The organism is Chlorobium sp. (genome assembly GCF_036528655.1).
Classification (GTDB): domain Bacteria; phylum Bacteroidota; class Chlorobiia; order Chlorobiales; family Chlorobiaceae; genus Chlorobium.
Genome location: NZ_JAIGND010000025.1, coordinates 1 through 20,966, shown reverse-complemented (window position 1 = coordinate 20,966; position 20,966 = coordinate 1). Strand labels below are relative to the sequence as shown.

Annotated in this window: 16 protein-coding genes; 10 read left to right on the top strand and 6 right to left on the bottom strand. The window is 53.0% G+C overall.

Annotated features, from left to right (window positions below; all coding sequences use genetic code 11):
* The first annotated feature begins 9 nt into the window (after positions 1-9).
* The 7 genes from K4305_RS07180 to K4305_RS07150 all read left to right on the top strand — a co-directional run bounded on the left by K4305_RS07180 (position 10) and on the right by K4305_RS07150 (position 9,519).
* Positions 10-2,223: an ATP-dependent helicase gene (locus K4305_RS07180; RefSeq protein ID WP_331561728.1), complete on the top strand. Its 2,214-nt coding sequence runs from the start codon at positions 10-12 to the stop codon at positions 2,221-2,223.
* A gap of 51 nt (positions 2,224-2,274) precedes the next feature.
* Positions 2,275-3,306: a glycosyltransferase family protein gene (locus K4305_RS07175; RefSeq protein WP_331561727.1), complete on the top strand. Its 1,032-nt coding sequence runs from the start codon at positions 2,275-2,277 to the stop codon at positions 3,304-3,306.
* A 12-nt stretch (positions 3,307-3,318) separates the two neighbouring features.
* Complete coding sequence (locus K4305_RS07170) at positions 3,319-3,900, top strand: nitroreductase family protein (protein ID WP_331561726.1); 582 nt, start codon at positions 3,319-3,321, stop codon at positions 3,898-3,900.
* A gap of 26 nt (positions 3,901-3,926) precedes the next feature.
* The gene (gene aat, locus K4305_RS07165; protein WP_331561725.1) at positions 3,927-4,511 is read left to right on the top strand and encodes a leucyl/phenylalanyl-tRNA--protein transferase; all 585 of its coding nucleotides are present in this window, start codon (positions 3,927-3,929) and stop codon (positions 4,509-4,511) included.
* Positions 4,512-4,598: 87 nt separating this feature from the next.
* A complete protein-coding gene (locus K4305_RS07160; RefSeq protein ID WP_331561724.1) occupies positions 4,599-5,900 on the top strand; it encodes an ArsA family ATPase in 1,302 nt (433 codons plus the stop codon).
* A gap of 148 nt (positions 5,901-6,048) precedes the next feature.
* Positions 6,049-6,936: an enoyl-ACP reductase gene (locus tag K4305_RS07155; RefSeq protein ID WP_331561722.1), complete on the top strand. Its 888-nt coding sequence runs from the start codon at positions 6,049-6,051 to the stop codon at positions 6,934-6,936.
* Between the two features lie 366 nt (positions 6,937-7,302).
* On the top strand, positions 7,303-9,519 hold the full coding sequence (locus tag K4305_RS07150) for an NADP-dependent isocitrate dehydrogenase (RefSeq protein ID WP_331561721.1): 2,217 nt from the start codon (positions 7,303-7,305) through the stop codon (positions 9,517-9,519).
* A 106-nt stretch (positions 9,520-9,625) separates the two neighbouring features.
* Here K4305_RS07150 and K4305_RS07145 read toward each other — a convergent pair whose 3' ends face one another.
* Together K4305_RS07145 and K4305_RS07140 are read right to left on the bottom strand one after the other, a co-directional pair.
* Positions 9,626-10,264 carry a murein L,D-transpeptidase catalytic domain family protein gene (locus K4305_RS07145; RefSeq protein ID WP_331561720.1) on the bottom strand — a complete coding sequence of 213 codons (639 nt, stop codon included), beginning with the start codon at positions 10,262-10,264 and terminating at the stop codon, positions 9,626-9,628.
* Complete coding sequence (locus K4305_RS07140; protein ID WP_331561719.1) at positions 10,261-11,169, bottom strand: pirin family protein; 909 nt, start codon at positions 11,167-11,169, stop codon at positions 10,261-10,263. The genes K4305_RS07145 and K4305_RS07140 overlap by 4 nt, the downstream gene beginning before the upstream one ends.
* A gap of 228 nt (positions 11,170-11,397) precedes the next feature.
* On the opposite strand from K4305_RS07140, the gene K4305_RS07135 reads away from it, so the two are divergent.
* Entirely contained in the window at positions 11,398-12,219 is an 822-nt protein-coding gene (locus tag K4305_RS07135) for a TIGR00282 family metallophosphoesterase (protein ID WP_331561718.1), read from the top strand.
* A 113-nt stretch (positions 12,220-12,332) separates the two neighbouring features.
* Here K4305_RS07135 and fbp read toward each other — a convergent pair whose 3' ends face one another.
* Positions 12,333-13,334 carry a class 1 fructose-bisphosphatase gene (fbp, locus tag K4305_RS07130; RefSeq protein WP_331561771.1) on the bottom strand — a complete coding sequence of 334 codons (1,002 nt, stop codon included), beginning with the start codon at positions 13,332-13,334 and terminating at the stop codon, positions 12,333-12,335.
* 185 nt (positions 13,335-13,519) lie between these two features.
* On the opposite strand from fbp, the gene recJ reads away from it, so the two are divergent.
* Positions 13,520-15,229, top strand: a complete 1,710-nt coding sequence (recJ, locus tag K4305_RS07125; protein ID WP_331561717.1) for a single-stranded-DNA-specific exonuclease RecJ — start codon at positions 13,520-13,522, stop codon at positions 15,227-15,229.
* A 258-nt stretch (positions 15,230-15,487) separates the two neighbouring features.
* Here the strand turns inward: recJ and K4305_RS07120 are convergent, their stop codons facing one another.
* From K4305_RS07120 to K4305_RS07110, 3 genes are all read right to left on the bottom strand, one after another.
* The gene (locus tag K4305_RS07120; RefSeq protein WP_331561716.1) at positions 15,488-16,891 is read right to left on the bottom strand and encodes a bifunctional UDP-3-O-[3-hydroxymyristoyl] N-acetylglucosamine deacetylase/3-hydroxyacyl-ACP dehydratase; all 1,404 of its coding nucleotides are present in this window, start codon (positions 16,889-16,891) and stop codon (positions 15,488-15,490) included.
* Positions 16,892-16,967: 76 nt separating this feature from the next.
* Positions 16,968-18,803, bottom strand: a complete 1,836-nt coding sequence (locus tag K4305_RS07115; RefSeq protein ID WP_331561714.1) for an ABC transporter substrate-binding protein — start codon at positions 18,801-18,803, stop codon at positions 16,968-16,970.
* The gene (locus tag K4305_RS07110) at positions 18,800-19,612 is read right to left on the bottom strand and encodes an inositol monophosphatase family protein (protein ID WP_331561713.1); all 813 of its coding nucleotides are present in this window, start codon (positions 19,610-19,612) and stop codon (positions 18,800-18,802) included. Before K4305_RS07110 ends, K4305_RS07115 begins: the two co-directional genes overlap by 4 nt.
* Before the next feature lie 198 nt (positions 19,613-19,810).
* Here K4305_RS07110 and K4305_RS07105 point away from each other — a divergent pair, with 198 nt between their 5' ends.
* Positions 19,811-20,290 carry a TspO/MBR family protein gene (locus K4305_RS07105; protein ID WP_331561712.1) on the top strand — a complete coding sequence of 160 codons (480 nt, stop codon included), beginning with the start codon at positions 19,811-19,813 and terminating at the stop codon, positions 20,288-20,290.
* Positions 20,291-20,966: the final 676 nt, after the last annotated feature.

Here is a 20,966-nt window from a genome sequence, read left to right as displayed (position 1 = left end):
TCTTGTGTTTTGACAGATATTTTAAGCGATCTCAACGATGTTCAGCGCAGTGCGGTGAGGGCGACCGAAGGGCCGGTAATGGTGCTTGCCGGCGCAGGATCGGGAAAAACAAGGGTTATCACCTATCGTATAGCCCACCTTATCCGAAATAACGGGGTAGCTCCCTGCAATATCCTTGCCCTTACCTTTACCAACAAGGCGGCAGGAGAGATGCGCCATCGCATCGACGGCCTTCTGCAGGGCGGCAGCGCATCGGGGCTCTGGATCGGCACCTTTCACTCGGTCTTCGCCAGGCTGCTTCGCAGCTATATTCACCTTATCGGTTACGACAGGAACTTTTCGATTTTCGATTCCGACGACAGCAAAAGCCTGATCCGGCAGTCCATGAACGATCTGGGCATATCCCAGGATTCCCTGCCGGTCAATGCCGTGCAGTCGATCATCAGCAAGGCCAAGAACAGCTTTGTCCTGCCTTCGGAGTTCCAGTCGCGTACCGGCGACTACAATCAGCAGAAGGCAGCGAAGATCTACGAACTCTATACCCGCAAGCTGCGCGAGAACAATGCGCTTGATTTCGACGACCTCCTCATCAAGCCTCTTGAGCTTTTCAGGCAGCAGGAAGATGTGCTCCACCAGCTGCAGGAGACCTTCCGCTATATCATGATCGACGAGTACCAGGATACCAACCGTGCGCAGTACCTGGCAGCAAAGATGCTCGGCGCGAAGCATCGCAACATTTTTGTCGTGGGCGACGATGCCCAGTCGATCTATTCATGGCGAGGCGCCGATATTTCGAACATCCTCAATTTTCAGGACGACTATCAGGAGTCGCAGATTTTCAAGCTTGTGGAGAACTACCGGAGTACCGGCACCATCCTTAAGGCAGCCAACAGCATCATTCGCAACAACCGGCGCCAGATCAAAAAGGAGCTGGTTTCGCATCGCAGCGCCGGCGACCCGGTCACACTTATCGAAGCATGGAACGAGAGGCACGAAGCGGAAAAGGTTGTTGAGCATATCCGCACCATGCGCATGAGGAAAGGCTACGATTTCCGGAGCTTCGCAGTATTCTACCGCACGAACGCCCAGTCGCGGGTACTTGAAGACGTGATGCGCCAGAACCGTATTCCCTACCGTATTTTCGGCAGCGTCTCCTTTTACAAGCGAAAGGAAATCAAGGACGCCGTTGCCTATCTGCGATTCATCCTCAACGATCGCGACAATGAGTCGCTTCTGAGAATCATCAATTTCCCCCCCCGCAAGATAGGCGAGGTGAGCATCGCCAGGCTGAAGGAATACGCCCGGGAGCGTGATGTTTCTCTCTACGAGGCTATCTCCAGCGCAGCCGATGGCGATTTTCAGCAGCGGCTCGTCAACGCGCTGCAGGGTTTTACCGGCGTTATCGAACAGCTCAGGCAGCTCGCGGAGTATGGCAGCGTCTATGATGTGCTTAACGAAATGTACACCCTCACGGCAATTCCTTCGCTGCTGCAGGCCGAGAATACCGCCGAATCGCTTGCCCGTTACGAGAACCTGCAGGAGCTTCTCTCAATGGCGAGGGACTTCTCGGACCATAATTCCGACGCGAGTTCGCTCGGCGATTTTCTTGAAAATATTTCGCTGGCGTCCGATTATGACGAAACCAGGGAGTCCGACAACTATGTTTCGCTCATGACCGTGCATGCCTCCAAAGGGCTGGAGTTTCCGGTCGTCTTCGTTACCGGTATGGAGGAGCGCCTTTTTCCGCTCAATACCTATGAGCATGACGAACTGGAGGAGGAGCGTCGCCTGTTTTACGTGGCGATGACCAGAGCGCAGGAAAATATATTTCTCTCCTGGTCCCGTTCGAGGTACCTGTACGGACAGCCGCAGCAGTGCCTGCGTTCAATGTTCATCGCCGAGATCGATCCGTCGATCCTCCATACCGAGGAGGGGGAGTTGCTTGCGGGTCGAAGTGCCGGCCGGAAACCGCCGACTTCCGGCGGACCGGTTTCCGGGAGATCGCAGCCGGGAGACGGCGCCGCAGCGGCTTCGAAAACGGAGAGCCGCTCCCAGGCGAAAGGAATACGTCCCGGCACGATGGTGCAGCACGTTCTCTTCGGTCCCGGCACGGTGCTTGAAGTCCATGGAACCGGTACGGCGCAGAAGGTCAAAATCAGATTCCGTTCAGCAGGGGATAAAACGCTGATGGTGCAGTACGCAAATCTGAAAATCGTCGGTTAAAACTGCAGAAATACAGGTTAAGAGTCTGAAGAGATAAACGTTTTTGGCAGCATGAAAATCCTTTTCGGTGTCCAGGGGACAGGGAACGGCCATATCAGCCGCAGCAGGGAGCTGGTCAGAAAACTCAAGGAGGACGGACATGAACTTGAGGTGATCATCAGCGGCAGGAGGGAAGATGAGCTGAAAGAGATCGAGGTTTTCGCTCCGTACAGGGTCATGAAGGGACTCACCCTTGTGACGTACAAGGGCAGGATGAACTATATGGAAACCATGTTCCAGCTTGATCTGATGCGGCTTATGAGCGATGTGTTCATGCTCGATACCTCGGGTATCGATCTCATCATTACGGATTTCGAGCCGATCACTTCGATGGCGGCAAGGATAAGGAACATTCCGAGCATGGGTTTCGGTCACCAGTACGCCTTTCGTTTCGATATTCCTGTTGCCAGAGGCAGCATATTCGAGAAATATACGCTTCTGAACTTCGCGCCTGCCCGTTATAATGCCGGTCTGCACTGGAGCCATTTCAATCAGCCAATCTTTCCGCCGGTCATTCCGCAAACGCTCTATGCCCAGAGGGAAGCTGCGATTGTGCCGGGCAAAATTCTGGTCTACCTTCCTTTCGAGGAGGTCGATGACGTCGCTGCTTTCGTGCAGCCGTTCATCGGCTATGATTTCTTTGTTTACGGAAAGGTGAAGGAAAATGCCGACGACGGGCATCTGCACTACCGGGGTTATTCGAGGGAGGGATTTCTCAGGGATCTGACGGAGTGTGACGGCGTGGTCTGCAATGCAGGTTTCGAGTTGCCCGGAGAGGCTCTGCACCTTGGCAAGAAGCTGCTGCTCAGGCCTCTCGACGGCCAGATAGAGCAGGAGTCGAACGCGCTTGCCATGGAAGCTCTCGGCTATGGCATGGCCATGCATCAGCTTGATCATGTCATTCTCAGGGACTGGCTGCAGCTTCCCGGACGCGAACCCCTGCGTTACTCCCGTACGGTTGATTATATTGCCGAGTGGATCGGCAGCGGAGATTGGGACTCACTTCCCCGATACACTGCGGCCTCATGGAAAGCGACGTTCTGAACAGGGGAATAAATGAATTTCAGGGATATTGTTCTGCGCAGCCGGAGCTACCGGCGTTTCGATTCCTCCTGCCGTCTGGACGGAAAGCAGCTTGAAGGTCTTGTGGAGCTTGCCTGCTACACACCGTCGGCAAAAAATCTGCAGCCGTTGAAATATGTCGCCGTTTCGGATCCCGAGGAGTCCGACGCTGTTTTCAGCTGCCTTTCGTGGGCAGGATATCTTCCGGACTGGCCGGGTCCTTCCGTTTCCGAGAGACCCGCGGCTTATATCGTCATACTCTGCGATTCGTCGATCAGTTCTGCCGGGGCAGCCTGCGACATCGGTATAGCCGCTCAGACCATTCTTTTAGGAGCCTCGGCCATCGGTTTCGGCGGCTGCATCGTAGCGTCTGTCGAACGCGAGCGCCTTCGCTCTCTGCTTGGCATCCCCGACAGGTTTTCCATCGAACTGGTCCTCGCTCTCGGCATGCCCATAGAGAATGTGGTGATCGAACAGATGGATGCCGGCGCTGACGTCCGTTACTATCGCGACAGCCACGGAGTGCACCGCGTGCCCAAGAGGACACTCGACGAGGTACTGCTGACGTTCCGTTAGACAATGCCATTTTCATCGACAGCGGTATGATCGATATCGGGGAACTGCTCAGAGCCTACCGTGAAGGATATTTTCCCATGAACGACCCTTCAGACGGCCTGCTTTACTGGTGTTGCCCGCATGAACGGGCGGTTGTTCCGCTTGAGAGCTACCGTCCTTCACGTGATGTGCGTCGCATTCTCCGCCGTCACGACTATCAGGTACGGTTCGACACCGATTTTGAAGGGGTTATCCGTTCCTGTGCCGCTCCGCGAAGGAGCGAAACCCAAACCTGGATTTCAGAAGAGATAATTGCGACATACGTGAAGCTGCATCAGCTCGGCATCGCGCACAGCATCGAGAGCTGGTACGGCGACGAACTTGCCGGCGGATTGTACGGTCTTGCCGTTGGTGGGGTTTTTTTCGGGGAGTCGATGTTCTATCGGCGCTCATACGCGTCTCAGGTGGCTTTCGACCGACTGGTCGCGCATCTGCGCAAAAAGGGGTATCTTCTTCTCGATGCCCAGATCATGAACCCTCACCTTAAGAAACTCGGAGCTGTGGGTATTTCTCACGAAACCTACATGCGTCTGCTCGATACGGCGCTTCATAAAAAGATTCGTTTTCTCTGAACCGGGAAAAATGGTAAGTTTAAAAATATTCTGTTTTATAAAAACCGCGGTTTTACCCAAGAGCGTAAAGAGAGAGGAGTATCGTCTATGTTGTCGAGAGACTTAACGGATAACCAGTTCCGACCGAGGGTCATTATTTATTCGGGCAAGGGGGGAACCGGAAAAACAACGATTTCTTCTTCTACGGCTGTCGCTCTTGCCCGGCAGGGCAAGAAAGTGCTGATCATGTCATCCGATCCGGCGCATTCGCTCTCCGATGTTTTCAATACGCAGATCAGCCGCAACGATCCCCAGAGAATAGAGCAGAATCTCTACGGGCTCGAAGTCGATACGGTCTACGAACTGAAAAAAAATATGTCGGGGTTCCAGAAATTTGTCTCTTCGTCCTACAAGAACCAGGGCATTGACAGCGGAATGGCATCCGAACTCACCACACAGCCTGGCCTTGACGAAATTTTCGCCCTCAGCCGCCTGGTTGACGAGGCGCAGTCGGGCAAATGGGACGCAGTGGTGCTCGATACCTCTCCGACCGGCAATACGCTGAGGCTTCTTGCCTATCCGGAAATCATTATCGGCGGCAATATGGGCAAGCAGTTCTTCAAGCTCTACAAAAGCATGTCTTCGCTTGCCCGGCCCCTGAGCGGCAATTCCATACCGGACGAAGATTTTTTCAACGAGGTGAACGTGCTGCTCAAGCAGATGGAAGATATCAACAAGTTCATTCTCAGCCCCGAGGTGACCTTCCGACTGGTACTCAATCCCGAAAAACTCTCGATTCTTGAAACCAAGCGGGCCTATACCTTCGTACATCTCTACGGCATCAATATCGACGGTATCGTCATCAACAAAATTCTTCCCACCTCGCGCACTGTAGGAGAGTATTTCGAGTTCTGGAGCGATCTGCACAGCAAGTATCTCATGGAGATCGATAACTCCTTCTACCCCACACCGGTATTCCGATGCAACCTGCAGCGTACAGAGCCGATCGGTCCAGATGCCCTGCACGAGATCAGTAAACTCGTCTTCGGAGAGCAGATTCCCGACAAGATATTCTATTCCGGAAAAAACTTCTGGATCGAAAGCCGGAAGAACGCCGTAACGGAGGATCATCAGGAAATTCTCTGTATCAGGATCCCGTTCCTGAAGGACGCAGAAGAGGTAAAGGTCGAGCGTATGGGTACCGATATCGTCGTGACGGTCGATCGTGCGCAGCGCATTATCACGCTTCCCAGAGCGCTCTACAGCCTTGAACTGGAAAAGCATATCTGCGAGGAGAGTCTTCTCAGGGTTATTTTCAGGGAGGTGCCCGTCGAAAAAGAGGAGATGGAGTTGAGCGTCAATAAAAACGTGCTCGACAAGCTCCGTTCCATGAGAAGGCTGAAAATCTGAGGGCGCAAGATCCCCGGGACATCGCATTCAGGCAAAAATTACAGGGGAAACTGTTTAAGTTTTCACGGGAATCTTGTATCTTCATTGTTTAAATTATCGAACCAACGGGAACATCTTCCCAATCTTTGTTAAAGAATCAGCTTGCATCATGTCCGATAAATCGCACTACGGTTTACTGAAAGGGAAAAAAGGAATTGTCTTCGGTCCGCTTGATGAGAGCAGTATCGGGTGGCAGATCGCGCTTCATGCATACCGTGAAGGGGCTGAAATCGCCATTTCCAATATTGCAACCGCTTTGCGTTTCGGTAATATCGACGAACTTTCCGCATTGTGCGGCAATGCGCCGGTCATCGTTTGCGACGCTTCAAAAAACGAGGATGTCGATGCCTGCTTCGCCGAGTTGAAGGAAAAGCTCGGACCCGTCGATTTTATCGTGCACTCCATCGGCATGTCGCAGAATATCCGAAAGCAGCTTCCGTACGAGGATCTCAATTACGAGTGGTTCATGCGTACGCTCGATGTTTCCGGTCTCTCGCTGCATCGTCTTGTAGCATATGCCCTCAAAAACGACGCCATCATTGACGGCGGCAGCATTGTGGCACTTTCCTATATAGCGGCACAGCGCAATTACTGGACCTATTCCGATATGGGCGATGCGAAATCCCTGCTGGAGTCCATCGTTCGCAGTTTCGGTCCGCGACTCGCAAAACGCGGGATCCGCATCAATACGATTTCCCAGAGCCCTACGTTCACCAAAGCCGGCAGCGGTATTCCCGGTTTCGACAAAATGTACGAGTACAGCGACCTCATGTCTCCGCTTGGCAACGCATCAGCAGAAGAGTGTGCCGAGTATACCATGACGCTGCTCAGTGACCTTTCCCGGAAAGTCACCATGCAGAACCTTTTTCATGACGGCGGTTACAGCTCGATGGGAGCGACCATTCCCATGATCAAGCTTGCGCATGAAGTGCTCAACGACAGCGAACTTGCCGCTAAAGTCGGTCTCGACGATGTAAAACCATCCGCCGAGGGATAAGCGCAACGCCGTTCTGTTCCCTTTTTTTCCATAACATAACTACAAGCCCTCTCCCTCGAAACGGGCTTGTAGTTATCTGCCTTTCTTATCGAAAGGCATTCAAGCAGTATCTGCCTGATGCCCTTCGAGGCATCTCCACTATCCGGTCATTTCCGGTATTCCGGATCTGATCTGCGCCTGTACGCGATGCAGGTGCGGTTGCTGAAGCAGTCTGTTCAGTATCATACGACAAGATAAAGCATATACCCGTATGGTTCTCATCATGCGGAGGGGGGCGGTTTTTTTTCGTTGCTGCCTTCCGGTTCCGGTTTTTTTCGTTTCAATGCATTGATAGTTTAATAAACCTGATAAAAACAATACTTGACAATGGCAAAAATCATCTACACGAAAATCGACGAAGCTCCGGCTCTGGCTACCTATTCGCTGCTTCCGATCATTCAGGCATTCACGAAAGGCACCGGTGTCGAGGTGGAGACCCGTGATATTTCGCTTGCCGGAAGGATCATCGCGAATTTTCCTGACAACCTGACCGAAGAGCAGAAAATTTCAGACCAGCTCGCCGAGCTTGGCGAACTGGCTCTCACGCCAGAGGCGAACATCATAAAGCTGCCCAACATCAGCGCCTCCATTCCCCAGCTGAAAGCCGCCATCAAGGAACTGCAGGAGCATGGTTACAATGTGCCCGATTATCCTGAAGTCCCGGCAAACGATGCAGAAAAAGAGATCCAGGCACGCTATGCCAAAGTGCTTGGCAGCGCTGTCAACCCGGTGCTTCGCGAAGGCAACTCCGACCGTCGCGCCCCGCTTTCCGTCAAGCAGTACGCGCAGAAAAATCCCCACAAGATGGGCGCCTGGAGCAGCGATTCGAGATCACACGTAGCATATATGCAGGCAGGTGACTTTTATGGCAGCGAGCAATCCGTTACTGTCGGCGAAGCCACATCGGTACGAATCGAGTATGTCGACGCCTCCGGCAGCGTGAAGGTGCTCAAGCAGAACATCGCGCTGCAGAAAGGCGAGGTTGTAGATACCGCGGTCATGAACGTGCGCGCGCTGCGGGAGTTTTTTGCCGCCCAGATCGAAGACGCAAAAGAGAAAGGTCTGCTTCTTTCGCTGCACCTGAAAGCCACGATGATGAAGATTTCCGACCCGATCATGTTCGGCCATGCGGTTTCGGTTTTCTATAAAGATGTCATGGAAAAGCATGCCGATGTCATCAGCGAACTCGGCGTGAACGTCAACAACGGTCTCGGCGATCTCTACGCGAAGATCCAGAATCTGCCGGATGCCAAACGTGCTGAAATCGAAGCCGATATCCAGGCGGTTTATGCAACCCGTCCGGCGCTTGCAATGGTTGATTCCGACAAGGGTATCACTAACCTGCACGTGCCGAACGACATCATCGTCGACGCATCCATGCCTGTCGTCATTCGCGATTCCGGCAAGATGTGGGGTCCGGACGGCAAGCTGCACGACACCAAGGCCATGATTCCTGATCGCAGCTATTCGCGCATGTATCAGGCGATGGTGGAGGACTGCCAGAAGAACGGCGCTTATGATCCTTCAACTATCGGCAGCGTGCCGAACGTCGGCCTGATGGCGCAGAAAGCCGAAGAGTACGGTTCTCACGACAAGACCTTCACGGGCCCCGGTGAAGGCATAATTCGCGTTGTCGATGCCTCCGGTGCAGTGCTCATGGAGCAGCAGGTCGAAACCGGCGATATCTTCAGAATGTGTCAGGTCAAGGATGCTCCTATCCGCGACTGGGTAAAGCTCGCTGTAAATCGTGCCAAAGCTACCGGTGCGCCTGCTGTCTTCTGGCTCGACAGCAACCGTGCCCATGACGGCCAGATCATAGCAAAGGTCAACGAATACCTGAAGGAGCATGATACCGCCGGTCTTGAAATCTGCATTCTTGCTCCGGTGGAAGCCATGAAATTCTCTCTCGAGCGCTTCCGTGCAGGCAAGGACACCATTTCCGTCACCGGCAACGTGCTTCGCGACTACCTGACCGACCTTTTTCCGATCATCGAGCTCGGCACCAGCGCGAAAATGCTTTCCATTGTTCCGCTCATGAACGGCGGAGGTCTTTTCGAAACCGGCGCAGGCGGTTCCGCGCCGAAACACGTGCAGCAGTTCCAGAAAGAGGGTTATCTTCGCTGGGATTCGCTCGGCGAATTTTCGGCGCTTGCCGCATCGCTTGAGCACCTTGCCAGGGTATTCGATAACAGCAAGGCACAGGTACTGGCCGACACGCTCGATCAGGCAATCGGCAAGTTTCTCGACAACAGCAAATCCCCGGCACGAAAGGTCGGCCAGATCGACAACCGCGGCAGCCACTTCTACCTTGCGCTCTACTGGGCCGAGGCTATCGCCGCACAGGATTCCGATCAGGAAATGAAAGCCCGTTTTACCGGCGTGAGTGCCGAACTTGCTGCAAACGAGGCCAGGATCAACGAGGAGCTGATAGGCGCGCAGGGCAGCCCTGTCGAGATCGGCGGTTATTTCCAGCCCAACGACGAACTGACGTCGAAGGCGATGCGCCCGAGCGCTACGCTTAATGCGATCATCGACGCCATCTGAGCAGTTGATGCGTCAACAGGTCGGATACAAAAACAGCGAAGCCCGGAGTAAACCGGGCTTCGCTGTTTTTTTTGCAGTATCGGTCCGATCCGACCGATCGGTCGGATCAGTCCATTTCTATTTCCTCTTCAGCCCACGCGTAGATAAAGCCCCCTCTGCCGAGCCGTTGGGCGACCTCTTCGATCTTTCCCGCCGGCACCACGAAGCATCCGTTGCTTCTGCCGATTCTTGGCCCTTCCAGGGTGACGAGGTTCAGGATAATGTAACGCAGCGAAACGTATTCCGCCGAATGCAGTACGATATCCCGCCGGTATGCATTGCCGTTGCGTCCCGGTTCGAGTCCTTCGAGGCGCAGTGCCATACCGTGATCTCCATTGTACATGCCGAGAACCTTGTAAAGCCCCAGGCTGCTCATATTCGATTCAGGTGTGTCGGAAAAATGACGGGCATACAGCTCGCCGGACCGTTTGCCATGCGCAACGAGGTAAAAAGCTTGTTCCCCGGTTTTCATGTCGACGAGCGCCATCCGCTTCAGGTACGAAGGCTTCGAATAATCCACGACAGCAAGCATGCGGATATATTCCTGCGGATGCGCTCTGCGATATGATTCGAGCGACTGTAACGAAGCTCTGTATGCCTCGGGAGAGATCTTTTCAGGCAGGTAAAGGGTCAGCGCTCCTGAAGCGGTGACGAGCATGAGAACAGCAGCAAAGATTCCCGCCGCTTTTTTTATTGTGACAGTCAAGGGTGCCTGTTTTCCGTTTTTTTTATGAATGTGCCGTTCCGGAACTCGTCGAAAGCGGTCTGCAGCTCCTGGCGGGAATTCATGACGATCGGCCCGTGCCACGCAACCGGTTCGTCGAGGGGATTGCCCGAAACCAGCAGAAAGCGGACAGGATCATCTTCAGTGGTAACGGTGATGCTCTCTCCATCGGTGAAAAGGGCAAGCGTTCGATTTTCGAGAAGCCGGGAAGATTCCTCATCGAAGGAGCTGCTTCCATCAATGTCGTCTTTACGGCAGAAAAACCCTTCGCCGTCAATGACATACGCGAACGCCCGCCTCCCCGAGGGGATCGGGTGGAACCATGTCGTATAAGGAGGAAGGGCAACGTCGAGATATTCCGGATCGATGGCTATGCCGTGTACCGGCCCGTCCATCTCTCCGATTCTGCCGCAGACGATACGGATGACAATTCCGTTTTCAAGCCGCAGAAGAGGTATTTCGTGGGCAGCGATTCCTCGATAACGGGGAGGCATCATTTTCTGCGATGCAGGAAGGTTAGCCCAGAGCTGAAAACCGGCCACCTCATCGCGTTCATTGCCAAACGGCATTTCTTCATGGATGACTCCGCTGCCGGCAGTCATCCACTGTACCTCACCGGCGGCAATAACTCCGCGATTACCCATGCTGTCGGCATGTTCAACATACCCTTCAAGTACATAGGTGATGGTTTCGATGCCGCGGTGCGGATGCCATGGGAAGCCCTTCAGATATTCTTCAGGATCGGAAGACCGGAAATCGTCGAGCAGCAGGAACGGATCGAAAAGCGGCTGCTCGCTGAAACCGAAAGCTCTTTTCAATCTGACACCCGCACCTTCGAGAACAGGTTTGCTGGTCGATACGCGGCTGATTTTCCGTGCTCTGTTCATGAGCATCTCCTGTCTGTTTGTCCGGCCGAAAGCAATGTAAACATGCAGCGGCAGTCAACAAGTTCATCTGCCGGTTCGGAGTTTCTGTTTTCTTTATGAGACGATTCCGTACCATCAGGCTTTCGATTCAGGAGAAACCGCATGGCAGTATGCCCGTTTCTGTTTGTTATTATGTAACTTACGTGAAGACAATTTCTTATGCACGTTATAAAGACAGAGGGGCAGGGTATGGCAGAAAAAATCTTCAATGTCATGTTCATCGGCGATGTCGTCGGAACGCCTGGGCTGAACATGGTCGAGCTGTGGCTGAAGAATTTTATCAGGAAATTCAGTATAGAGTTTGTCATCTGTAACGGAGAAAACGCTCATCACGGCAAGGGGATGAGCCTTGAAGCCCTCAATCAGCTTGTTGCTTCGGGGGTCAATGTCGTTACGGGAGGCAACCATACATGGAGCAACTTCAACTTTTTCGAGACGCTGAAAACCAATAACCAGGTACTCAGGCCGCAGAACTATCCCAAGGGGACATATGGCCGGGGTTACGGAGTTTACCGGCTGCCTGGAGGACTCGGCGATATCGCCGTACTGAATCTGCAGGGAAGGACTTTCATGTATCCGATCGACTGCCCGTTCAGGACTGCCGACTGGGTGCTGAAGCAGGTCAGGGAGCAGGCCCGGTTCATCATTGTGGACATGCATGCCGAAGCGACCGCTGAAAAGATAGCGCTTGGCTGGTATCTTGACGGCAGGGTTTCGGCAGTTATCGGCACGCACACGCATGTGCAGACTGCCGATGAGCGCATCCTGCCGAAAGGCACCGGGTACTGTTCCGATGCGGGAATGACCGGGCCTCATGCATCGGTAATCGGAATGCAGACCAAGACCGCTGTCGACAGAATGATCTACCAGACGCCGCACAAATACGAGTGCGCTGTCGATGACGTGCATTTTTCCGGAATCGTGCTTTCTCTGGATGCGGCAACAGGCAGAACCGTTGCGATCAGGCGTATTTTTTATCCCGAGTTCGAACGGGGCGAAATAGCTGAATAGCGCAGCCATTGCTATGAGCTTGCGTTCGGGGTGATGGCGGATCGGCTTGTCGGCTGGCGGGATTTACTGTCCCCCAGCCATCCGGCTAAACAGCCAACAAGCCCTCCTGCGCTTTACCTCAATCCCTGTTCGAACTGCTCGGCGATCATGACGTCCTCTTCGCTGCCGATATAGAGCGGCGTACGCTGGTGGAGTTCCGATGGCTTGATATCGAGGATTCGATTTTTTCCATCTGTTGCCCTTCCTCCGGCCTGTTCGCAGATGAAAGCGAGAGGATTGCCCTCGTACATGAGCCTGAGTTTGCCATTGGGATGCTTCAAGGTCGGGGGGTAGATGAATATGCCGCCGGTCAGCAGGTTCCGGTGGAAGTCGGCCACGAGCGAACCGATATAACGGGTGCTGTATGGTCGTCCGCTTTCATCGTCTTCCTCCTTGATGTATTTCAGATAGTTCTTCGTGTTTTCGTTGAACTGCTCGTAAGATCCCTCGTTGATAGAATAATATTTTCCGCGTTTCGGGGTTACGATGTTTTCGTGCGAAAGCAGGAACTCTCCGATAGTGGGGTCGTAGGTGAAGCCGTGCACGCCCTGGCCGGTGGTATAGACCATCACGACCGAAGAACCGTAGATGACGTATCCTGCGGCAACCTGCTCGTATCCGTGCTGCAGGCAATCGTTGAGGCTTGCCTTGCAGGGGTCGGCGACTTTGAGTTTATAAATGGAAAAAATGGTGCCGACGCTGACATTGACGTCGATGTTCGACGATCCGTCGAGCGGGTCGAAAAGCAGGGCGTAACTGCCCGTTTCGTTTTTCGGCGGGATGATGATGCCTTCGTTTTCTTCGGAACCCATCACGGCGAACCGACCGTGCTGGCCGATAGCGTTGATGATTTTTTCATTTGCGAAAAGATCGAGCTTTTTTACCTCTTCACCCTGTACGTTTGTGCTGCCGGCGAATCCGAGAATATCGACAAGTCCCGCTCTCACAACTTCCCGGCGTACGAGCTTGGCGGCAAAAGCCACATCGTTGAGGAGGTCGGTCAACTCCCCGGTTGCTTCGGGAAAATGTTTCTGCTGTTCGAGGATGTGCCGTTCGATCGTGATGAGTTTCATGATGCGCGAGTTCCAGAGGTTGGGCCGTTCCGGCGGAAATTGTACAAGGTATAAGGTTCAAATGTAAGAGTATTCAGGCCATTTATCAAACGGAAGAGCGACAGATCGTTACGTATGGTTTTTGTTAAGAGGTGCTGAAATGTTATATAGAGTGTCTTTTCGATCTGCAAGCCTATTTTCATTTCCGTATGACACGATTTCGCTGGAAACTGCTTGAGCCGGATGAGCGGGATGTACTGCTGCTTTCGGAATCCATCAATGTCAGTCTTCCGGTGGCAAGAGCGCTCTGCAACAGGGGAATAGCGACCTATGATGAAGCAAGGTCCTTTTTCAGACCATCGATTTCCGGACTCTCATCTCCGTTTCTGCTCAAGGATATGGAACGGGCTGTCGCTCGTGTTCAGGATGCGCTGCGCAACGGGGAGAAAATTCTGCTTTACGGCGATTATGATGTTGACGGCACTACCGGAACGGCGCTGCTTTACCTTTTTCTCAGCGAGCAGGGTGCCGGCGTCTCATACTATATCAACGATCGCTTCACCGAAGGGTACGGGCTCTCTCCGGAAGGCATAGCATTTGCCGAACAGGAAGGCGTAACGCTCATCATAACGGTGGATTGCGGCATACGGGCAGATGAGGCTATCGGACGCTGCCGGCAATCCGGTATCGATGTGATTGTCTGCGATCACCATGAACCGCACGAGCTTCCGCCTGCATATGCCATTCTCAATCCGAAGGTGCCCTTCTGTACCTATCCTTTCCGGGATCTTTGCGGATGTGCCGTGGCTTTCCTTCTGGTGCAGGCGCTTGCAGCAACTCTTGGCACCGGGGAAGAGAGCTGGGCAAGACATCTCGATCTTGTAGCCATAGCGACAGCAGCCGATATGGTTTCGCTTGAAAAAGAGAACCGTATTCTCGTCAACGAAGGCTTGCTGCGCATCAGGCGATCTCCCCGCCAGAGCCTGAAAAGCATGCTGTCGGTCATGGGCGTAGACGCAGGGGTCATGACCATGTACAATATAGCGTTCGGACTCGCTCCGCGCATTAATGCCGCGGGACGGATGCAGCGGGCGCAGCTTGCCGTGGAATGGCTTATGTCGTCATCGGAAGAGAGTTCGAGGCGTTCCGCCGAGGAGCTTGAACGGATGAACCTGCTGCGAAGGGAAATCGATACCGACATGTTCCTGAAAGCCGAGGGCATGGTTGCGGGCCACTTCGCCTCCTACTGTTCATCCATTGTGTTGTACGACGAGAACTGGCATCTCGGCGTACTTGGCATTGTCGCATCGAGAATGCTCGAGAAATACTATCTGCCGACGGTCATCATGGGCAGCATGAACGGCCGGATCAAAGGATCGGTCAGAAGCGTGGAGGGATTGAACGTCTACGAAGTTCTTCAGCAGTGCGGCGATCTGCTCGATCAGTTCGGCGGCCATAACCAGGCGGCAGGCATAACGCTTCGGCCGGAAAATCTCGTTGCTTTCAGAAAGAAGTTCGATGAAATCTGTTCGCAGTTGCTTCCTCCCGAACGCCGACAGAAGGAGTTGCTGATCGATTCGAAGCTTGCGCTCGAAGAGATTACCGCGAATTTCATGAATGTACTGGAACAGTTTTCTCCATACGGTTACGGAAATCGCGAACCGGTTTTCATGTCCTCCGGTCTCGTGCTCGCCGGTCGCCCGAAGCTGCTCAAGGAGAAACACGTGAAGTTCGCCGTTCGCGACCGCAACGGCAGGATGTTCGACGTAATCGGCTTCGACCGGCCTGATATTTACAGAGTTTTAGAGGCTTCCCCGATGAGCGTTTTTTCTCTCGCATATTCGCTTGAAAAAAGAAACTGGAACAACCGCGAATACTGGCAGATACGGCTCAGGGACATTATGTACCTCAGCTCATGAATTGCCACATCCTCACCGGCATACCGCCAGATCTCACGTCAATGTTCGTTGATAAGTGTTTGTAATATAAGAAGGTAAGTGTTTCGAGTGATGTTAAGTCCTTTTTAAATAAGGACTTATATTCTATTGTGCTTTTTTTGAATCTGTTGGCGGAATGTTGATAACTTGTTGGCGATTGTGTGGATGGTTCGTGGAAAGGGGAGAAGCGTGCCCTGCATGCGGGAAGCATACAGGGTACTATGACTGTTCCGGTGCGGCTTACTTGTTCCTGGGCACGACCGTCGCCATCAGCGAGGCTTCGCAGACCAGTTCTCCCCTTACGAAGGCTTTTCCATCGAACTGGCAGACGGTTCTTCGCTTGTTGGTCATGACAGCTTCGATGACGAGCGTGTCGCCCGGCAGAACGGGTTTGCGGAAGCGGGCTTTGTCGATGCCCATGAAGTAGACCACGCTTTCCTTGATGTTTTCGTTGCCGTTGAGCATCATGATGCCTCCGGTCTGTGCCATTGCCTCGAGAATAAGTACGCCGGGCATGATCGGGTTGCCGGGGAAGTGTCCCTGAAAAAATGGCTCGTTCATGGTAACATTCTTGATCGAGACGATTTTTTCATCGAGCTTGAACTCAACGATTTTGTCGATCAGCAGGAACGGGTAGCGATGAGGCAGGATGTTCTGGATGGCGTTGATATCGAACACCACTCCTGCTTTTTTCTCGTGCTGGTACTGCCGCGCAAGCTTGTTTCGGTCGGCATATTTTTTCAGCTGCCTGACGAACTCCACGTTCGAAGCATGGCCAGGCCTTGCGGCAAGTATCTGAGCCTTGACCGGCATTCCGAGCAGCGCCATGTCGCCAAGCAGGTCGAGCAGTTTGTGCCGTGCCGGTTCATTGGCAAAGCGGAGTTCGCGATTGTTCAGTATGCCGTTCGTGCCGACAGTCAGGCTTGTACGCTCGATGCCGAGCTTGTCGCCAAGGGCATCGAGTTCGGCGGACTGCATGGTTTTATCGACAATGACGATGGCATTGCCGATATCTCCTCCTTTGATGATACCCTGATTCGCAAGGGTTTCTACTTCGCTCAGAAAACAGAATGTGCGGCAGGGCGCGAAATCCTTCATGAACTCCTGCTGAAGGTCGAACAGTCCGGAATGCTGCGAGCCAAGCGCAGGGTTCTTGTAATCAACCATAACCGTCACTCTGAAGCTGTCGAGCGGAAGGGCGACGATATCCACCTGTTTTTCCGTATCGTGATACTCCACGGTTTCATCGATGACGAGGTAGTTTTTGGGCTCGTCCTGTTCCTGGAAACCGGCGTCAAGCAATGCTTCGGCAAAAGGATGGGAACTTCCATCCATCACCGGCGGTTCGGGTCCGTTCATTTCGATCCGGCAGTTGTCTATCTGAAGGCCGTAGAGTGCTGCCAGGACGTGCTCCGTGGTGTGGATTCTGACGTCATTGCAGGCTATGGTGGTGCCCCGAAGCACATCGACGACGTTGTCGATGAGAGCCGGAACTTCAGGATTGTTTTCAAGATCAGTACGGATGAACCGGTATCCGTAATTGACCGGTGCCGGTTTGAAAGTGATGGTGCATTCCTTTCCGGTATGCAGTCCGGTTCCCTGTAAGGATACTTCTTTTTGCAGGGTGCGCTGATGAATGAGCATAATGTTGTCCTTGCGTTCTGAAAACTTGAAAGATAAAAAAGAACAGGCCGGTTACCAAGCCGGAGCCGACCTGCCGTTACGGAAGGCTTTTTATGGTATTGTTTTCATAATGAAGTACGTTCATCGAACGGTTGACATTGCCTCCCGAGAAATAATAGCTTGTGTAATGCGCTTTGAATAACGGCGCTTCACGAAGTGCTCTGGCAAAAGCCTTTCCGTCCCTGATCGGCTTGAGGGAGAACAGATTGAGAAGATAATCGAGGCTGTCGTAACCGTACCATAAATATGGAGAAGGCTGTACATCCCAGATAAGGCTGTTGTGTTTTGCCGTTTCGGCCAGGTTTCCTGCCGCAGGTGGGGTGTGGTAGTCGCTGAAGAAGGTGATGCCTTTCGGAAGACGCGTTTTGAACCGGCTGATGATGCCGGATTCATTCCATATTCCCGATCCGAGAAGCCGGCGGTAATCGGTTTTTGATGTTGAAAGCTGTGATAGCGTCCTGTCAATGAGGCCCGGATCGTCCATTGGGAGGTAGAGCGCATCGAGCGTTTTGCCGGAAAGCGTGTTAAGTGTCTGTGTTGTTGCGGCATTTGTTTCGCTTCCGTTATCAACAGATGCGAAGATGACGGTTTTTGTTCCATTACGCATCAACTCGTCAAGAAACCCTTTGGCCATTTCTTCAAGGTAGGGACTTTTTTCGGACAGTGCCGCAGCAGTTGCAGGTTTCGACGTTTTCAGCAGTTCGCGAGCGGCGATCCTGCCCCGTTCGTCATGCGTAGGGTTCAGCTGAAATCCCCACTGGTTATCGGAGGAAATTGCCTTGTCGGTCGCAGTCGGGGACAGAAGCGGTACTTTCGCCTGTTTTGCCGCTTGAGCGGCTTTCTCGGTTTCGTCACTGAAAAGAGGCCCCAGGATGACGAATGGCCGGTGTTTTTCGATCAGCCGTTTCGCAGTGACCTTTACAGAGGTTCCTGCGTTTTCGGATGTCGAAGCGACAGCCGTATTCAGCAGCGTTTCGGGCTGCACGATCTGATGTTTCAGCGACCGGGTGTAAAGTCCATGAAAAACCCTGTTTCCTGCCGGTATCGTCGATGATCGCAGATAGACCGGGAATTCAAGAGGCAGAAGGATGCCGATCCGATACTCTTTCAATGATTTCGCGTTCAGCGCTTTATCCTGAGCGGGAAGCGAGCGAAGCAGTTCACGGTAAAAGACACCAAGAGCCTGTGAGCCGGCCAGAGTTTGCGCAAGAGGAAGCGTGCTTTTGAACGCAGCCAGGTTGCCCGACCGCAGATATTTCTGCATCCGCTCGTTGAGAAAAAATGCCTGCAGATCAGCTGTTTTGGCTATCCGTTCAAGGGCAGCTATTTCGTCGGCGTCGAGCATTGCGCAGGCGATCAGCCGGGCGTTGCCGAGAGCTGTCTGTCGTATTTTTTCCGTTCCTGCCGGGCCGGCCGAAACGCCGATATTGAGGTAGTCGAGTGCTGCGGGCAGGGTCTTGCCAAGTCTCAACCGGCATGATGCAAGGTCGAAATGCGCTTCGTAGATCGTTGCCGGATCGAGACCTGATGCTTGCGGCGTTTTCAGCAGGATTTCAAGCTGGGCAGCAGCCTCATCGGCCCTGTTTTCCATAAAGAGGCTTTTTGCAAGCCACAGGCGGGCATCATGCAGGGTCTTCGGCTGCTGGTTTCCGGAATTGAGCACGATGCTTTCGAATATCTTCCGGGCATCGCCATACTTTTTTTGGGCAAAGAGCGATCTGCCCTGAACAAGGTCAGCCTCAGTTATCTTTTTCGCGGACTCAACCGGCGCAGCCGACGACGGGGGCTTGCCTCCGGCGGGTTCTGCAGCAACGTCGATTGGTTGCAGGACAACGATCCCAAGCAGGAAGAAGAAAGAGATAATCCTTTTCATTGTTCCGATAAAGGAGAGTTCCGGGAAAAATGGCGCAGCGCCTTTTCAAGCAGCATCGGATGGGTAATGCCGTTGCCGGCAATGATGCTCTGTTTCTGAAACACATCGGTGTTTCCCTCGAAGTCGGTAACGGTGCCCCCCGCTTCATTTACCAACAGAACTCCTGCGGCGAAATCCCAGGGGTAGAGTTTGTATTCCCAGAACCCGTCGAACCTTCCACAGGCCGTGTAGGCAAGATCGATTGCCGCCGATCCGGCACGGCGGATTCCGGCGGAATCGCGGATAACCTCTTTAAGCATGGCTACATACGATTCGATGTAATGATACTCCTTGAACGGCAGTCCGGTAGCGATGAGAAAGGTGTCTGTTTCAGACCGGGAAGAAACGGTTATCGGTTTGCCGTTCAGGCAGGCACCCATTCCTTTTTCGGCAGTGAACAGTTCGTCGAGAACCGGCTGGTAGACGACGCCGCATAGAATTGTTCCATCGCCCCCTCGAAGAGCTATACTGATGGAAAATACCGGAAACGAGTGTATAAAGTTCAATGTGCCGTCAAGGGGATCGACAATCCATGTTCTGCCGGAGAGACCTTGTGCAAGCGTTCCCTCCTCGCACAGAAGGCTGTCGTCGGGGAATGCGTCGGTGATGATAGAGCTGATGGCGGCTTCGCAGGCTTTGTCAACCTCCGTCACGAAATCCTTGAACTCCTTTGTTGCGATTTCGGGGGAGGAGAGCTCCCCGAATCTGTCAAGCGTGATTTTTCCGGCAGTTCTGGCTGCGAGTATTGCGGTATCGAGTTCTCTTGTCATGGTGTTCTGTTCGTAGTTACAGCTCGTTTGTTATACAGTGGCAGTGAATATAATAATTCGAAGAAATTCCGGGTCATATGTGCAAAGAGCTATTTGACGGAAAAGAAGGGAATTATCGGCCAGTGCTGCCGGTTATAATCTACAGTTTCATTCTATGGTACCCGAAAGCCTGAACTCTGAATTATAATCCACATCGGTATGAACGCCAGCATCCTGAAATTCGCCATCTCCTTCATTCTCTGTTTTCTGGCCGCCTATACCGGCAGCCTGTTTACGCCTGATCCCGGTTCATCGTGGTACTACACAGAGCTCGCAAGGCCTGAATGGAACCCGCCCGACTGGCTCTTTCCCCCTGTCTGGAGCCTGCTTTTTCTCATGATGTCCATCTCGCTCTGGCTGGTGCTGAAGAAAGGAACGCAGGATCGCAAGGTAACGTTTGCCGTCGTAGTGTTTTGTGTGCAGCTTCTCCTGAACATGGCCTGGTCAGCCGCATTTTTCGGCATGCAGAACCCTCAGGCAGGGATGATCGTCATCCTGCTTCTGTGGATGGCCATAGTGCTGACCATCGTGCAGTTCAGAAAGATATCCGCTGTAGCGGCTTATATGCTGGTTCCATATCTGCTCTGGGTCAGTTTTGCGTCGTATCTGAATTTCACCATCTGGCAGCTCAATCCGTGATTGAAGAGGAAGAGTTGCCCACGGATTGACACCGATTATCACGGATTGGCGCCTGTTCTGCTCAGCTTCGCTGTTCATAACAGGCGTTGTTTTATTGAGGATGAAGAGCGCAGTTCCTGCTGATTGAAGAGCAGATTTTCACGAAGAGTTCTTATGAAGCCAACTTGCCATTCAGCCATCTCGCTATCCAGCAAAGTAAGGGATGAAGGGGAAGAGTTGCCCACGGATTGGCACGGGTTTTTACGGAGGCGGTTGATTTGCTCAGGCTTTACCTGAGGAACTCAACCGCCAAATTATTGATGGAAGGGCGCGGTTCCCGCTTATTTGGGGACGTTGTTTTGCAGCTCAACTTGAGCGGATAAGAAAGTGAAGAGATGAAGAGGAAGATTTTGCCCACGGATTAACACGGATTGGCACGGATTGGCACGGATTTATGGATGAGGGGTTACCGGGGGTTGTGTTGAGCTTTTCGGCTATTGAGGTGTCGGGGTATCCGCTATATGAGGATGAAGAATGAAGAACGCGGTGCCCGCTGATTGAAAACGGATTGGCACGGATTGAAGACGGGAGATAGGAGTCGGGGAAGGCGGATTTTTGCCCATGGATTGGTACGGATTTTCACAGCGGCGGTTGATTTGCTCAGGCTTTGCCTGTGGAAATTAACCGCCAACTTATT

What these genes read in the sequence shown, in the direction of transcription:
- K4305_RS07175 (WP_331561727.1), top strand. Translation starts at nt 2,275, where the DNA reads ATGAAAATCCTTTTCGGTGTCCAGGGGACAGGGAACGGCCATATCAGC.
- K4305_RS07170 (WP_331561726.1), top strand. Translation starts at nt 3,319, where the DNA reads ATGAATTTCAGGGATATTGTTCTGCGCAGCCGGAGCTACCGGCGTTTC.
- aat (WP_331561725.1), top strand. Translation starts at nt 3,927, where the DNA reads ATGATCGATATCGGGGAACTGCTCAGAGCCTACCGTGAAGGATATTTT.
- K4305_RS07160 (WP_331561724.1), top strand. Translation starts at nt 4,599, where the DNA reads ATGTTGTCGAGAGACTTAACGGATAACCAGTTCCGACCGAGGGTCATT.
- K4305_RS07155 (WP_331561722.1), top strand. Translation starts at nt 6,049, where the DNA reads ATGTCCGATAAATCGCACTACGGTTTACTGAAAGGGAAAAAAGGAATT.
- K4305_RS07150 (WP_331561721.1), top strand. Translation starts at nt 7,303, where the DNA reads ATGGCAAAAATCATCTACACGAAAATCGACGAAGCTCCGGCTCTGGCT.
- K4305_RS07140 (WP_331561719.1), bottom strand. Translation starts at nt 11,169, where the DNA reads ATGAACAGAGCACGGAAAATCAGCCGCGTATCGACCAGCAAACCTGTT.
- K4305_RS07135 (WP_331561718.1), top strand. Translation starts at nt 11,398, where the DNA reads ATGGCAGAAAAAATCTTCAATGTCATGTTCATCGGCGATGTCGTCGGA.
- recJ (WP_331561717.1), top strand. Translation starts at nt 13,520, where the DNA reads ATGACACGATTTCGCTGGAAACTGCTTGAGCCGGATGAGCGGGATGTA.
- K4305_RS07120 (WP_331561716.1), bottom strand. Translation starts at nt 16,891, where the DNA reads ATGCTCATTCATCAGCGCACCCTGCAAAAAGAAGTATCCTTACAGGGA.
- K4305_RS07115 (WP_331561714.1), bottom strand. Translation starts at nt 18,803, where the DNA reads ATGAAAAGGATTATCTCTTTCTTCTTCCTGCTTGGGATCGTTGTCCTG.
- K4305_RS07110 (WP_331561713.1), bottom strand. Translation starts at nt 19,612, where the DNA reads ATGACAAGAGAACTCGATACCGCAATACTCGCAGCCAGAACTGCCGGA.
- K4305_RS07105 (WP_331561712.1), top strand. Translation starts at nt 19,811, where the DNA reads ATGAACGCCAGCATCCTGAAATTCGCCATCTCCTTCATTCTCTGTTTT.